We start from the raw sequence: 14863 nt of genomic DNA, 5'->3' as shown, positions 1-14863 counted from the left end.
GCACCCGCCCCATGAGCCTGCGCGCCGCGCTGTCGATCCTCACGCTTGCGCTGCTGGCTGGCTGCGTTTCCAGCGGTGGGAGCGACCCGCTGGCCAGCCGCCAGGGGCGTGACGAGGCTGTGCGGGCTTATGTGCAACTGGGGCTGGGCTATTTGCAACAAGGTTTGACCGGGCAGGCCAAGGCACCATTGGCCAAGGCACTGGCCTTGAACGGTACCGATGCCGACGCCAATGCGGCACTGGCGCTGGTGTTCCAGGCCGAGGCTGAGCCGCAACTGGCAGGCCAGCACTTCCGCAAAGCGCTGGCTGCACGCCCGGATGACACGCGAATCCGCAACAACTACGGCAGTTTCCTATATGCTCAGGGCCGTTTTGCCGACGCTGAAGCGATGTTTCGCCAGGCGGCCGCCGATACCTTGTACCCTGAGCGTTCGCGGGTGTACGAGAACCTCGGCCTGACCGCGCGCAAGCTGGGGCAGGGCGAGCAGGCCCGCGAATACTTGGAAAAGGCACTGCGCCTCGATCAGCGGCAACCGAAGGCGTTGCTTGAAATGGCTGAGTTGTCCTACGAAAACAGGCATTATGTGCCGGCCCGGGACTACTACGATCGTTTCAGCCAGCTGAGCGAACAGAACGCCCGTAGCCTGTTGCTGGGCAGCCGCTTGGCCCGCGCCCTTGATCAACAGGGTGACGAGGCCCGGTTGGGCCAGCAATTACAACGACTTTATCCCGGTACGCCGGAATATCAGCAATACCTGTCGGAGCAACGATGAAAGCCGCGCAAACAGAAGTAGCAGCGACTCGCCAGAACCCCGGTGACGTCTTGCGCCAGGCCCGTGAACAGCGGGAGTGGAGCCAGGCCGAAGTCGCGCAAAAGCTCAACCTCACGGTATCTTCGCTGAACAACCTGGAAGCCGGCGCCTTCGACAAGCTGCCCGGCCACACCTTCGCCCGTGGTTACATCCGTGCCTACGCCAAACTGATGGGCATGGACCAGGCTCCGCTGGTGCAGGCGTTCGACAACATCACCGGCACCCACGCCCAAGGCAGCGACGTGCACGCACTCGGTCGCATCGAGGAGCCGGTCCGCCTGTCGCACAACATCATGCGCGTGGTCAGCCTGCTGTTGCTGGTGGCCGTGGTGGGCGGTGGCTTCTTCTGGTGGCAGGACCAAGGCAGCCTGCGCGGCAAGGACCTGGCCAAGATCGCCCTGGAGCACGTCGAGGTCGAGAGCGCCGACGGCACTACCCAGATTCACCCGCTGGACGAGCCGGAAGACCAGGCTGTCAGCGAAGCCCAGCAGCCTGCTGGCGAAGTGCTGCCATTGGAGCCCGTGGCCAGCGAACAAGCTCCGGCAGTGGCCGCTGAAACCCCGGCACCGGTAGTGGCTGTGGCACCGTCCAACAGCGTGCCGGCGCCAGCGCCAAGCACTGCTCCTGCTCCCGCGCCTGCTGCGGCTGCAACCGTCGCCCCGGTCGCCCAGCCTGCGCCCGCCAGCCCGGTGGCCGTCGCCCCGGCTCCCGTCGCCCAGGCGACAGCGGCTCCGGCGCCAGTACCGGCCGGCAGCGGCAGCGTACACATCCAGTTCACCGCCGATTGCTGGACCCAGGTCTCTGACGGCAACGGCAAGGTGCTGTTCAGCGCCATCAAGCGCAAGGGCGACAGCCTGGAACTGACCGGCAAGCCACCGTTCGCGGTACGCCTCGGGTTCGCCCGCGGCGCCCAGGTGAGCTACAACGGCCAGGCGGTCGATGTCGCCCCGTTCACCAGTGGCGAAACCGCTCGCCTGAAGTTGGGACAGTAAGTCATGCACGGCGAATCTCCGATCAAACGTCGCGAATCCCGCAAAATCTGGGTCGGCAATGTGCCGGTGGGCGGCGATGCGCCCATCGCGGTGCAGAGCATGACCAACACCGACACCAATGACGTCGCCGCCACCGTGGGGCAGATCCAGCGCCTGGTCGATGCCGGCGTCGATATCGTGCGTGTCTCGGTACCGGACATGGACGCCGCCGAGGCGTTCGGCAAGATCAAGAAACTGGTCAGCGTGCCGCTGGTCGCCGACATCCACTTCGACTACAAGATCGCCCTGCGCGTGGCCGAACTGGGCGTCGACTGCCTGCGCATCAACCCGGGCAACATCGGCCGCGAAGACCGTGTGCGCGCGGTGGTCGATGCCGCCCGTGACCGTGGCATTCCGATCCGCATCGGCGTCAACGCCGGCTCCCTCGAGAAAGACCTGCAGAAGAAGTACGGCGAACCGACCCCGGCCGCATTGGTCGAGTCGGCGCTGCGCCATGTCGAGCACCTCGACCGCCTGGATTTCCAGGACTTCAAGGTCAGCGTCAAGGCCTCCGACGTGTTCATGGCCGTCGAAGCCTACCGCCTGCTGGCCAAGCAGATCATCCAGCCGCTGCACTTAGGGATCACCGAAGCCGGTGGTCTGCGTTCGGGGACAGTGAAATCCGCCGTCGGCCTCGGTATGCTGCTGGCCGAAGGTATCGGCGACACCATCCGCATTTCGCTGGCCGCTGACCCGGTCGAAGAAGTGAAGGTCGGCTACGACATCCTCAAGTCGCTGCATCTGCGTTCCCGTGGCATCAACTTCATCGCCTGCCCGAGCTGCTCGCGGCAGAACTTCGATGTGGTCAAGACCATGAACGAGCTGGAAGGGCGCCTGGAAGACCTGCTGGTACCGCTGGACGTGGCCGTGATCGGTTGCGTGGTCAACGGCCCGGGCGAAGCCAAGGAGGCGCACGTCGGCCTCACCGGCGGCACGCCGAACCTGATCTACATCGATGGCAAGCCATCGCAGAAGCTGAACAACGACAACCTGGTCGATGAGCTGGAAAAACTCATCCGCCAGAAAGCGGCCGAGAAGGCCGAGGCCGACGCGGCGCTGATCGCCCGTGGCTGATACACAGAATTCGTAAGGACTACTCGTGAGCAAATCGCTGCAAGCCATCCGTGGCATGAACGACATCCTGCCCGACCAGTCGCCGCTGTGGCGCTACTTCGAGGGCACCGTGGCCGGCCTGCTGGACAGCTACGGCTACAGCCAGATCCGTACGCCGATCGTCGAGTTCACCGAGCTGTTCAAGCGCTCGATCGGTGAAGTCACCGATATCGTTGAAAAAGAGATGTACACCTTCGACGACCGCAACGGCGATTCGCTCACCCTGCGCCCCGAAGGCACCGCCGCCTGCGTGCGCGCGGTACTCGAGCACGGCATCACCGGCAACGGCCAGGTGCAGAAGCTCTGGTACATCGGCCAGATGTTCCGCCACGAGCGCCCGCAGAAGGGCCGCTATCGCCAGTTCCACCAGATCGGCGTGGAGGTGTTCAACCTCGACGGCCCGGACGTCGATGCCGAGCTGATCATGCTGACCTGGCGCCTGTGGGGCCTGTTGGGCATCCAGGACGCCGTGGAGCTGCAGCTCAACAGCCTGGGCACCAGCGAAGCCCGCGCGCGCTACCGCGATGCGCTGGTCGAGTTCCTGTCCGCGCGCCTCGAGCAACTGGACGAAGACAGCCAGCGTCGCCTCAAGAGCAACCCGCTGCGCATCCTCGACAGCAAGGATGCGGGCACCCAGGCGGTGCTGGTCGGCGCACCGAAGCTGGAAGACTACCTGGACGAAGAATCCCGCGTGCACTTCGAGGGCCTCAAGGCTCGCCTGGACGCTGCCGGTATCCCGTTCGTGATCAACACCAAGCTGGTGCGTGGCCTCGATTACTACAGCAAGACCGTGTTCGAGTGGGTCACCGACAAGCTCGGCGCCCAGGGCACCGTCTGCGCCGGTGGCCGCTATGACGGCCTGGTCGAGCAGATGGGCGGCAAACCGACCCCGGGCGTTGGTTTCGCCATGGGCATCGAACGCCTGATCCTGCTGCTGGAGACCCTGGGCAAGGTGCCCGAGTCGATCAACCGCACCATCGACGTCTACCTGTGCGCCTTCGGCGAGCAGGCGGAGCTGGCCGGCCTGCGTCTGAGCGAAAGCCTGCGCGACCGTCTGCCGGGCCTGCGCCTGGCGGTCAACGCCGGTGCCGGCAGCTTCAAGAGCCAGTTCAAGAAAGCCGACAAGAGCGGCGCGCTGTTCGCCCTGATCCTCGGCGACGACGAGCTGGCCAAGCAAGAAATCGGTCTGAAGCCCCTGCGTGGCCAGGGCGAACAACAGAACATTGCCTGGGATGCTCTTGCCGAGCACCTGGAAACCGCGATCGCCCAGGCGTAACGCGGTTCAACAACGAATAGGCGAAAAGGAGTATTGGGGTGTCGAGTACCGATGATGACGAGCTGGCTGGGGTCAAGGACTGGTGGAACCGCAACGGCAAGCCACTGCTGACCGGCGCGCTGCTGGCCGGTGTGGTGGTGATGGGCTGGCAGACCTGGCACAAGTACCAGGCCAACCAGTCGCAAGGCGCCTCGGCGCTGTACCAGGCCCTGCTGGAGACCTCGCTGACGCCGTCTGGCCAGCCTGACGCAAGCAAGGTCGCCGAGCTGTCCGGCAAGCTCAAGAGCGAGTTTGGCGGTAGCGCCTACGCCCAGTACGGCAGCCTGTTCGTGGCCAAGGTTGCGGTCGACAGCGGCAAGCTGGACGACGCCGCCACCGAACTCAAGGCCGTGATGGACAAGCCGGCCGACGCCACCCTGGGTGAAATCGCCCGTCAGCGCCTGGCCCGCGTGCTCGCGGCACAGGACAAGGCCGAAGAGGCCCTGAAACTGCTCGACGGCGATGCCGACAAAGCCTTCCTGGCCAGCCGCGAGGAGCTCAAGGGCGACCTGCTGGTGCAGCTGGGCCGTGCCGACGACGCCCACGGCGCCTACGAAAAAGCCAAGGCCGCGCTGTCCGACGACGCCGCGATCGGTGGCCTGCAACTGAAGCTGGATGACCTGGCCAAAGGGGACGCCTGAAGTGAAGGGTTGGAAACAAGCAGCAGTGCTCACCCTCGCCGTTCTGGCGGCGGGTTGCAGCAGCAACAGCAAGAAGGAACTGCCCCCGGCCGAGCTGACCAAGTTCACCGAGGAAGTGGTGCTGAAGAAGCAGTGGAGCCGTTCGATCGGTGACGGCCAGGGCGAGACGTACAACACCCTGGTACCGGCCATCGAGAACGACCGCATCTACGCTGCCGACGTTACCGGTGAAGTCTTCGCACTCGACCGTCTCAACGGCGACGTGGTGTGGAAGAAGGACCTCGATCTGCCGGTTTCCGGCGCGGTTGGCGTGGGCTACGGCCTGGTCATGCTGGGCACGCTCAAGGGTGAGGTGATTGCCCTGGATTCGAGCACCGGCGAAGAGCGCTGGCGTTCGCGCGTGACCAGCGAAGTACTGGCACCGCCCGCCAACAACGGCGACGTGGTGGTGGTACAGACCCAGGACGACCGCCTGATCGGCCTCGACGCCGCCACCGGCGACCGTCGCTGGATCTACGAAAACACCCCAGCGGTGCTCACCCTGCGTGGTACCGGCGCGCCGATCGTCACCAATCGCCTGGCCGTCGCCGGCCTGTCCACCGGCAAGGTGGTGGCGGTGGACATCAACAACGGCGTACCGGTGTGGGAAAGCCGCGTGGCCATCCCGCAAGGCCGCTCCGAGCTGGACCGCGTGGTGGACATCGACGGCGGCCTGCTGCTGACCGGTGGCACCTTGTACGTCAGCACCTACCAGGGCCGCGTCGCCGGCCTGGACCTGGAAAGCGGCCGTGTGCTGTGGCAGCGTGATGCCTCCAGCTACGTGGGTGTCGCCCAGGGCTTCGGCAACGTCTACGTGAGCCTGGCTTCGGGCACCGTCGAGGGTATCGACGAGCGTTCCTCCAGCGCCCTGTGGAGCAACGACAGCATGGCCCGTCGCCAGCTGTCGGCGCCGGAAGTGTTCTCCAGCTACGTGGCGGTGGGTGACTTCGAGGGTTACCTGCACCTGCTGAGCCAGGTCGATGGCCGCTTCGTCGGCCGTGAGCGTATCGACAGCGATGGCCTGCGCGCCCGCCCACTTGTGGTCGGCGACACCATCTACGTCTTCGGCAACAGCGGCAAGCTCGAGGCACTGACCATCCGCTGAAGCTATGCTTGAGCCCGTTCGCGGGCTCAAGTAGCGGCGTAGGAAACGCCGCCCGAACTCCGGCCGCTGCCTTGCAGCGGCCTTTGCATTTTCAAGAATTCAAGAGTGGAGAGCCGCATGGTTCCCGTAATCGCCCTGGTGGGCCGCCCGAACGTCGGCAAATCCACCATGTTCAACCGCCTGACCAAGACCCGCGATGCCATCGTCGGTGACCTGTCGGGCCTGACCCGTGACCGCCAGTACGGCGATGCCACCTGGCAGGGTCGTTCCTTCATCCTCATCGACACCGGCGGTATCACCGGTGACGAAGTGGGCATGGACGAGAAGATGGCCGAGCAGTCGCTGATGGCCATCGAAGAAGCCGACTACGTCCTGTTCCTGGTGGATGCCCGCGCCGGCATGACCGCCGCCGACCAGATGATCGCCGACCACCTGCGCAAGCGGAACAAGGCGGCGGTGCTGGTGGCCAACAAGATCGACAACATCGATCCGGACATCGCCCGCGCCGAGTTCTCGCCGCTGGGCATGGGCAACGCCATCCCGGTGGCCGGCTCCCAGGGCCGTGGCATCAACGCCCTGATGGAATCGCTGCTCGGCCACATCCCGCGTGATGCCGAGGAAGAAGCCCTCGACCTGAACGTCGCCGAAGGCGAAGAGGCCGTGCGCATCCCAGGCCCGAGCGAGAAAGACGGCATCAAGATCGCTATCATCGGCCGCCCGAACGTGGGCAAGTCGACCCTGGTCAACCGCATGCTCGGCGAAGAGCGCGTGGTGGTGTACGACCAGCCGGGTACCACCCGCGACAGTATCTACATCCCGTTCGAGCGTGATGGCGAGAAGTACACCTTCATCGACACCGCCGGGGTGCGCAAGCGCGGCAAGATCCACGAGGAAGTCGAAAAGTTCTCGGTGGTGAAGACCCTGCAGGCGATCAAGGACGCCAACGTGGTGGTCTTCGTCATGGACGCCCGCGAAGGCGTGGTCGACCACGATCTCAACTTGCTGGGCTTCGCTCTCGAAGCCGGCCGGGCCATCGTCATCGCGCTGAACAAGTGGGATGGCATGGAAGCGGGCGAGCGCGACTATGTGAAGACCGAGCTGGAGCGCCGGCTGTTCTTCGTCGACTTCTGCGACATCCACTTCATCTCCGCTCTGCACGGCACCGGCGTTGGCCACCTGTACAAGTCGGTGCAGGCCGCGTTCAAGTCGGCGGTCACCCGCTGGCCGACCAGCCGCCTGACGCAGATCCTCGAAGACGCCATCAGCGAGCACCAGCCGCCGCTGGTCAACGGTCGCCGCATCAAGCTGCGCTATGCCCACCTCGGTGGCGCCAACCCGCCGCTGATCGTGATCCACGGCAACCAGACCGAGAAGGTGCCCAAGTCCTACTCGCGTTACCTGGAGAACACCTACCGCCGTGTACTCAAGCTGGTCGGTACGCCGATCCGCATCGAGTACAAGGGCGGTGAGAACCCGTACGAGGGCAACAAGAACACCCTCACCGATCGCCAGGTCAACAAGAAACGCCGCTTGATGTCGCACCACAAGAAGGCCGAGAAGAAGCGCCGCGACAAGCGCTGATCAGCGGCAAGCTATAAGCCTCAAGCTGCAAGTAAAAGCAGATGGCGATCCACGCTGCTTTTTCTTGTGGCTTGAAACTTGTAGCTTATAGCTCTCAGTCCCCAGGAAAGAGGGCTCCATGATCCGCAGCAAACTGCCGAACGTCGGCACGACCATCTTCACCACCATGTCGCAGCTCGCCATGCAGACCGGTGCGCTCAACCTGTCCCAGGGCTTCCCTGACTTCAACGGCCCCCAGGCCCTGCTCGATGCCGTTGGCCGCCATGTGGCCGCCGGGCACAACCAGTATTCGCCGATGACCGGCCTGCCCGCCCTGCGCCAGCAAGTAGCGGCCAAGATCGCCCGGCTGTACGGCGTGGCGGTGGACGCGGACCAGGAAGTGACCATCACCCCCGGCGCCACCGAAGCGATCTTCTGTGCCATCCAGGCGGTGATCCACCCCGGCGATGAGGTGATCGTCTTCGACCCGTGCTACGACAGCTACGAACCCTCGGTGGAGCTGGCCGGTGGTCGCTGCGTGCACGTGCCGCTCACTGACGGCAGCTTCAGCATCGACTGGCAGAAGTTCAGCGACGCCCTCAGCCCGCGCACGCGCATGGTCATCCTCAACTCGCCGCACAATCCCAGCGGCGCGCTGATCAGCCGCGACGACCTGGACCAGCTGGCCGCGCTGATCGCCAACCGCGACATCTACCTGGTCAGTGACGAAGTCTACGAGCACCTGATCTACGACGGCGTGCGCCACGCCAGCGTGCTGGCCCACGAGCAGCTGTACAGCAGAGCCTTCGTCATCAGCTCGTTCGGCAAGACCTACCACGTCACCGGCTGGAAGACCGGCTACGTGGTCGCGCCAGCGGCGCTCAGCGCCGAACTGCGCAAGGTTCACCAGTACGTCAACTTCTGCGGTGTCACGCCCTTGCAGTGCGCCCTGGCCGACTTCATGGCCGAGCACCCGGAGCACATCGACCAGCTGCCGGCCTTCTACCAGGCCAAGCGTGACCTGTTCTGCGACCTGTTGCAGGCCTCGCGGTTCAGCTTCACCCGCACCCCGGGCACCTATTTCCAACTGGTGGACTATTCGCAGATCCGCCCCGACCTGAACGACGTCGACATGGCCTTGTGGCTGACCCGCGAACACGGCGTGGCCAGCATCCCGGTGTCGGTGTTCTACCAGCAACCCATCCCCGAGCAACGCCTGGTGCGCCTGTGCTTTGCCAAACGTGAGGAGACGCTGCGACAGGCGGCGGAAAAACTATGCGCGATCTGAGTGAACTGCCGAACCTGAAAATCGCCCTGGTGCAGACCACCCTGGCCTGGCATGACCGCGAAGCCAACTATGCCCATTTCGAGGAGTTGATTGGCCAGGCCGGTGAAGTCGATCTGGTGATCCTGCCGGAAATGTTCACCACCGGTTTTTCGATGGAGTCGCAAAGCCTGGCGGAGCCGGAGAACGGCCCGACCTACAAATGGCTCAAGGCCCAGGCGAAGAAGCGCAATGCAGTGATCACCGGCAGCGTGATCATCCAGGCCGCCGATGGCAGCCACCGCAACCGCCTGCTGTGGGCGCGGCCCGATGGCGAGATCCTGCACTACGACAAGCGCCACCTGTTCCGCATGGCCGGCGAACACAAGCACTACACCCCCGGTGAGCGCCAGGTGCAGTTCGAACTCAAGGGCTGGCGCATTCGCCCGCTGATCTGCTACGACCTGCGCTTCCCGGTGTGGAGCCGCGACGCCCAGGACACCGACCTGCTGCTGTACACGGCGAACTGGCCCGCGGCACGGCGCACCCATTGGAACCGGCTGCTGCCGGCGCGGGGGATCGAGAACCTGTGCTTCGTGGCGGCGGTGAACCGGGTGGGCACCGATGGCAAGGGCTTTGCCTATTCCGGCGACAGCCAGGTGCTGGACTTCCAGGGCGAGAGCCTGTTGAGCGCGGGCGAGGCCGAGGGGGTGTTCACCGTGGTGCTGCGTGCTGCGGAACTGGCAGCGTACCGGGCGCGATTCCCGGCCAACCTGGACGCCGATACCTTCGAATTGCACTGATTGCTGCACCGGCCTCATCGCCGGCAAGCCGGCTCCCACACATTCAGCGCCTGGTGCTGTACCTGTGGGAGCCGGCTTGCCGGCGATGAGGCCGGTACTGACGATATCACTGTCTGATTAGTACACATCCCGCCTATAGCGCCCATCCTCGATCAGCTGCTGCACCTGCGCTTCACCGAGCATCCCCTGCAGCGCCGCATCCACCCCTGCAGCCATGCCGTGCAAACTGCCGCACACATACACACAGGCGCCATCATCAATCCAGCGCTTGAACTCGGCGGCCTGCTGCAGCAGCACATCCTGCACATAGACCTTCTCGGCCTGGTCGCGTGAAAACGCCAGGTCCAGCCGCTGCAGGTCCCCCTTGGCCAACCAGCCCTGAAGCTCCTCGCCACACAGCAGGTCGTGGGCACGATTGCGCTCGCCAAACAGCAGCCAGTTGCGCTGTTCGCCTGCGCCAATACGTGCCTTCAAGAGGCTGCGCAAACCGGCAAGGCCAGTGCCGTTGCCGATCAGTACCATCGGCGCGGCGGCGTCGGGCAAGTGGAAGCCGCTGTTGCGGCGCAGTCGAGCGCTGACCGTGCCGTCCAGCGCCAGGTACTCGGTCAGCCAGCCGGAACCCAGGCCCAGGTTGCCATCGGGGTGGCGCTCCTGGCGCACGATCAATTCCAGCTCGCCATCGCTGGCGATGGAGGCGATCGAGTATTCACGGGTACTCAGCGGGATCAGCGCATCGACCAGCGCCTGGGCGTGCAGGCCCACCAGGTGCTCGCGGTTGGCCGGCAACTGCCGGCTGGACAAGGCCTGGGCCAGGGTTTGTTCGAGGCCGTCCAGTTGCACCGGGCTTTGCGGATCGAGCCCGAGGCCTGCCAGCAACGCCGCCACGCGGGGCTGGCCATTGCGCGGCAGGATCTCCACCAGGTCGCCGGCCGCCCAGCTTGCCGGGGCATGCGCCTGCAACCCCAGCAGGAACACCGGTGCGCCCTGGCTGCCTGGGTTGAGCAGTTCACGGCGGGTCAGGCGCCAATTGCCGAAGCTGGCGGGCTGCCACGCGGCTACCGGGTGCGCGCCGGTCAGTTGTGCCAGTTCTTGTTGCCACAGTTGCAGCGCGGCGGGGTCGGCGTTGTCCACTTCGACCGCGCTGAAAGCGCTGCTGGCGCCACGTTCACTGAGCCAGGCCTGCAGCCGTCGGGCAAAGCCGCAGAAGTGCGGATACTGGCGGTCGCCCAGGGCCAGCACGGCATAGTCCAGGTGTTCCAGTGCCCAAGGCTTGCCGATGACTTTGCGCTCGAAGGCCCGAGCGCTGTCCGGCGCTTCGCCGTCGCCGAAGGTGCTCACCACGAACAGCGCGCGGTTGGCCTGGCGCAGTTCGGCTTCGCCCAACTGCGCCAGCGGGCGCACCTGCACCGGCAAGCCGGCGGCCTGCAGCTGGCCGGCGCTCTGCCAGGCCAGTTGCTCGGCGAAGCCGCTCTGGCTGGCGAAACCGATCAGCCAGCTGTCGCTGTTGCCGGTGGCAGCAGATACCGCGCCACGGGCGGCACGCACCTGGCGCTTCTTGCGTCGGCGGTCGAGGTACAGCAGCCAGCCGGTGACGAAGAACAGCGGCATGGTCAGGCTGGCCACGGTGACGATGATCCGCCCCGGCAAGCCAAAGTAGCTGCCCACGTGCAGGGCGTAGACGCTCTGCAGCAATTGGGCCTTGAACGAGCTGTCGCTGTAGCGCTGGTGGCGCTTGATCTGGCCGCTGGCCGGGTCGAGGGTGAGGGTGTTGAAGGCGCGCTCGTGGTCGGCGTCCTGCAACAGGTAGAACAGCGTGGCCGGCTGGCCGCCGGCCGGCGGCAGCCGCAGGTTGTAGGTGGCAAGGCCAGGGCCCGCCGCGTCCTTGAGGTTGGCCCAGATGGCGTCGTAGTCGACCACCAGTGGCGGGGCGTTCTTGTCGACCTTGGGCGGGCCGTGGCGGCCACCGCGGCCTTCGCCGCGCTTCTGCTCGCCGGCCACCGGTGGGTCGGCCAGCAACTTGTTCAGGCCTGCGCGGTACCACTCATAGGACCAGAACAGCCCGGTCAGGGCGAACAACAGGTAGAACAGCAGGCACCAGGTGCCAAACACTGCATGCAGGTCCCAGTTGAACGCGCGGCCCTTCTTGGCCCAATCCAGGGTCAGCCAGGTCCGCCAGTTCAGGGCCTTGCGCGGCCAGCGCAGGTACAGGCCGGACAGGCAGAAGAAGATCAGCATCAGGGTGCAGGCGCCGGTGATCTGCCGGCCGGTGTCGCCCATGGCCAGGAATCGATGCAGGTTGAGCACGAAATTGAAGAAGCCCAGCCCGCTCACTTCGCCCTTGAGCTCGCCGGTGTAGGGGTCGGCATAGCGCAACTCGCCACGGCGCTCACCGGGCGCGGGGGTGAAGAAGATCCGTGCGGCATTGCCCTCGCGGGTGTCTACCCACAGCATCGAGACCTTGTCGCCTTGCGCGGCTTCGACCCGGCGCACCAGCTCGGCCGGCGGCAGCACGCCCTCCTGGCGCACCTCGACCTTGAGCACCTCGGCGTTGAACGCGCGCAGCAGCTCTTCCTGGAACGACCAGATCGCCCCGGTGATGCCCATCAGCGCCAGCACCAGGCCAGCGGTGATGCCGAACAACCAGTGCACCTGGAACAGCGTCTTCTTCAACACATCGATCACCTTGTCTGGCCGCCTGCCGCGCGGCGTGCATTATGCCTTGATACGCAAAAGCCCCGTTCAGGCAAATGAACGGGGCTTGGGTTGCATCCTTCAGAAGTGGACGCTGGTGGTCAGCAATGCGGTCCGGCCCGCCGCCTGGTTGGCGAAGTGGGTGGAGAACGCCTTGTCGTAGTAGACCTCGTTGGTGAGGTTCTGCACGTTCAGCTGCAGGTCGATGTTCTTGGTCAGCTTGTAGGCGGCCATGGCGTCGTAACGCACGTAGCTGTCGACCATGGTGGTGTTGGCCACGTTGCCGAACACGTCATCGACGTAGAAGGCGCCGCCGCCGACGGTGAACTTAGGCGTGACCTGGTAGGTGGTCCACAGGCTGGCGCTGTTGTTCGGGGTGTTCGGCAGCTGGTTGCCGTCGTTGGCCTTGCCCAGCGGGCCGCCGTCGATCTGGCGGGCCTGCATGTAGGTGTAGCCGGCGAATACCTGCCACTTGTTGGTCAGCTTGCCGCTGGCCGACAACTCGATGCCCTGCACGCGGGTTTCGCCGACGTTTTCGTAGCTGGTGGTGCCAACCTGCACACGGGCGTTTTCTTTCTCGGTGCGGAACAGCGCGGCGGTGAGAGACAGACGCTCTTCGAGCAGATCCCACTTGGTGCCGATCTCGTAGTTGGTGGTTTCTTCCGGCTCCATGTCGCTGGCGAGCAGGTTGCCGGCGCGGTCGGTGGTGTTGCCCAGCGGGTTGCCTTCCATGCCTTCGCCAAGTTGCGCGCCCGGCGGGGTGGCGGAAGTGGCGTAGGACACATAGACGCTGCCGTTGTCGGCCGGTTTCCATACCAGGCCCAATTGGCCGGTGATGAATTCGCTGGTGTCCTCGCCCTTGGCGGCGACGCCCTTGGCGTTCACCGTGGTGCTGCCGTTGGCGTTGCGGGTGCGGTACTGGGTATCGAAGTGGTCGTAGCGCAGGCCCATGTTCAGCAGCCAGGCTGGGCTCAGCTCGAGGGTGTCGAACACGTACAGGGCGCGGGTGTTGCTCTTGGTGTTGGTGCCGGCGTAGTTGCGCGAGATGGCGCCGTTCCACGGATCGTCCGGGTTCGGGTTGCTCAGCGAGGTGCAGTTGTAGGACGGTGCGCCGATGCCGTTGCATTGGCGCAGGTTGTTGACCACGGTGGTGCCGGCGGTGGTGGCGACATCGTAGGACGTCCGGTCGGACTCCTCGCGGCTCAGCTCGATACCGGTGGAGAAGCTGTTCTTCAGGCCGCCCAGGTAGAACTCACCGAACAGGTCGGTCTGGTTGGTGGTGGTGGAGGTATTGCCGACCCGGGTGTTGGCTCGGCGCCAGACGCTGCCACGGTTGACGTTGCCCTGGCTGTCGTCGGGCTGGGTCAGGATGTAGTCCTGCATGCTGTTGCCGTGGCGCAGGGTGTTCTTTATGGTCAGCGCGTCGGTCAGGTCGTGCTCGATGGCGAAGGTGGCGATGTCCACCCGCGACTTGCGAAAATCTCGGTCGGTCAGGCCATAGAAATTGTCGCTGTCACCACCGTCCTGAGGTTTGCTCGGGTGCGCCGAGGTTCGCGCTGCGCTGCCACGCACAGGAATGCTGTACGGGATGCCCGAATCCGGCAGGTCGTCGCTTTCCAGGTGGTAATAGTCGAGGTTGACGCGGGTCGGCGTACCCAGGCCGAAGGCCAGCGACGGGGCGATACCCCAACGGTCGTAGTTGACCTTGTCGCGGCCGGCGACGTTGCTTTCGTGGGTCATCAGGTTCAGGCGCCCGGCAACGGTATCGCTGAACTGGTAGTTGCCGTCGAAGGTATAACGCTGGGTCTGGTCGCTGCCCCAGGTCCAGGCGCCGTCCAGCGAGTTGCCCAGGTGCGCGCGCTTGCTCACCAGGTTGATGGTGCCGCCCGCCGCGCCACGGCCACCGATGGCCGAGTTCGGGCCCTTGGCCACTTCCACCGATTCGATGGCGAAGATCTCACGGGTTTGCGCGCCAGTGTCACGCACGCCGTCCAGGTAGGTATCGCCCTGGGCGTCGAAGCCACGGATGAACGGACGGTCGCCTTGCGGGTTGCCGCCTTCGCCAGCGCCGAAGGTGATGCCGGGCACGGTGCGCAGGGCATCCTGCAGGTTCAGGGCGTTGGTGTCCTTGATCACTTGCTGCGGGATCACGGTGACCGAACGCGGCGTGTCCACCAAGGGTGCGGTGTACTTCTGCGAAGAGGCTTTCTCGACCTTGTACTCGGTGTTCGCCTGTTCGGCCTTGCCGTTGACGCTGGTGGCGTCGAGGGTGATGGCGTTGTTGGCGGCCGGGTCGGCAGCGTAAGCAGAAGTGGCAGTGATCGCCAGGCCGATGGCGGAGGCGAGCAGACGTGGTGAACTGACGGCGGTTGGCACGTGACGCATTGTTATTGACCTTCCCCAAGGTATGAAGGCCGCGGATGTTAATGTAAGCGAATGTAAGGAACAATTGAGAAGCGTTACCATTCGCTAGAAATTTACATTCTTTA

The 14863-nt window shown here is 65.0% G+C and carries 11 protein-coding genes; 9 read left to right on the top strand and 2 right to left on the bottom strand.

Going from position 1 to position 14863, the window contains the following annotated elements; all coding sequences use genetic code 11:
* Positions 1-11 precede the first annotated feature (11 nt).
* From pilW to EJA05_RS23100, 9 genes are all read left to right on the top strand, one after another.
* Complete coding sequence (pilW, locus tag EJA05_RS23140) at positions 12-773, top strand: type IV pilus biogenesis/stability protein PilW (protein ID WP_125860159.1); 762 nt, start codon at positions 12-14, stop codon at positions 771-773.
* Complete coding sequence (locus EJA05_RS23135; protein WP_125860157.1) at positions 770-1804, top strand: RodZ domain-containing protein; 1035 nt, start codon at positions 770-772, stop codon at positions 1802-1804. The genes pilW and EJA05_RS23135 overlap by 4 nt, the downstream gene beginning before the upstream one ends.
* 3 nt (positions 1805-1807) lie before the next feature.
* Positions 1808-2917, top strand: a complete 1110-nt coding sequence (gene ispG, locus EJA05_RS23130) for a flavodoxin-dependent (E)-4-hydroxy-3-methylbut-2-enyl-diphosphate synthase (RefSeq protein ID WP_110993496.1) — start codon at positions 1808-1810, stop codon at positions 2915-2917.
* A gap of 25 nt (positions 2918-2942) precedes the next feature.
* Positions 2943-4232: a histidine--tRNA ligase gene (gene hisS / locus EJA05_RS23125; protein WP_125860155.1), complete on the top strand. Its 1290-nt coding sequence runs from the start codon at positions 2943-2945 to the stop codon at positions 4230-4232.
* Between the two features lie 38 nt (positions 4233-4270).
* Positions 4271-4912: a tetratricopeptide repeat protein gene (locus EJA05_RS23120; protein WP_125465398.1), complete on the top strand. Its 642-nt coding sequence runs from the start codon at positions 4271-4273 to the stop codon at positions 4910-4912.
* Positions 4887-6056 carry an outer membrane protein assembly factor BamB gene (bamB, locus tag EJA05_RS23115; protein ID WP_125860153.1) on the top strand — a complete coding sequence of 390 codons (1170 nt, stop codon included), beginning with the start codon at positions 4887-4889 and terminating at the stop codon, positions 6054-6056. The genes EJA05_RS23120 and bamB overlap by 26 nt, the downstream gene beginning before the upstream one ends.
* Positions 6057-6173: 117 nt before the next feature.
* The gene (gene der, locus EJA05_RS23110) at positions 6174-7637 is read left to right on the top strand and encodes a ribosome biogenesis GTPase Der (RefSeq protein ID WP_125465396.1); all 1464 of its coding nucleotides are present in this window, start codon (positions 6174-6176) and stop codon (positions 7635-7637) included.
* A 118-nt stretch (positions 7638-7755) separates the two neighbouring features.
* Complete coding sequence (locus EJA05_RS23105) at positions 7756-8904, top strand: pyridoxal phosphate-dependent aminotransferase (protein ID WP_125860151.1); 1149 nt, start codon at positions 7756-7758, stop codon at positions 8902-8904.
* Positions 8892-9683, top strand: a complete 792-nt coding sequence (locus tag EJA05_RS23100) for an amidohydrolase (protein WP_125860149.1) — start codon at positions 8892-8894, stop codon at positions 9681-9683. Before EJA05_RS23105 ends, EJA05_RS23100 begins: the two co-directional genes overlap by 13 nt.
* Before the next feature lie 117 nt (positions 9684-9800).
* Here EJA05_RS23100 and EJA05_RS23095 read toward each other — a convergent pair whose 3' ends face one another.
* Complete coding sequence (locus EJA05_RS23095) at positions 9801-12356, bottom strand: sulfite reductase flavoprotein subunit alpha (protein ID WP_125860147.1); 2556 nt, start codon at positions 12354-12356, stop codon at positions 9801-9803.
* A gap of 99 nt (positions 12357-12455) precedes the next feature.
* Positions 12456-14759 carry a TonB-dependent receptor gene (locus EJA05_RS23090; protein WP_125465392.1) on the bottom strand — a complete coding sequence of 768 codons (2304 nt, stop codon included), beginning with the start codon at positions 14757-14759 and terminating at the stop codon, positions 12456-12458.
* Positions 14760-14863: the final 104 nt, after the last annotated feature.

The organism is Pseudomonas oryziphila, from assembly GCF_003940825.1.
GTDB classification, from domain to species: Bacteria; Pseudomonadota; Gammaproteobacteria; order Pseudomonadales; family Pseudomonadaceae; genus Aquipseudomonas; species Aquipseudomonas sichuanensis.
Note: the sequence above shows the minus strand (reverse complement) of the source record. Positions and strands in the feature narration are given on the sequence as shown.

Excerpts from the sequence above, each read along its gene's own strand:
- bamB (WP_125860153.1), top strand. The coding sequence starts at position 4,887 with ATGACCTGGCCAAAGGGGACGCCTGAAGTGAAGGGTTGGAAACAAGCA.
- der (WP_125465396.1), top strand. The coding sequence starts at position 6,174 with ATGGTTCCCGTAATCGCCCTGGTGGGCCGCCCGAACGTCGGCAAATCC.
- EJA05_RS23105 (WP_125860151.1), top strand. The coding sequence starts at position 7,756 with ATGATCCGCAGCAAACTGCCGAACGTCGGCACGACCATCTTCACCACC.
- EJA05_RS23090 (WP_125465392.1), bottom strand. The coding sequence starts at position 14,759 with ATGCGTCACGTGCCAACCGCCGTCAGTTCACCACGTCTGCTCGCCTCC.
- EJA05_RS23100 (WP_125860149.1), top strand. The coding sequence starts at position 8,892 with ATGCGCGATCTGAGTGAACTGCCGAACCTGAAAATCGCCCTGGTGCAG.
- pilW (WP_125860159.1), top strand. The coding sequence starts at position 12 with ATGAGCCTGCGCGCCGCGCTGTCGATCCTCACGCTTGCGCTGCTGGCT.
- ispG (WP_110993496.1), top strand. The coding sequence starts at position 1,808 with ATGCACGGCGAATCTCCGATCAAACGTCGCGAATCCCGCAAAATCTGG.
- EJA05_RS23135 (WP_125860157.1), top strand. The coding sequence starts at position 770 with ATGAAAGCCGCGCAAACAGAAGTAGCAGCGACTCGCCAGAACCCCGGT.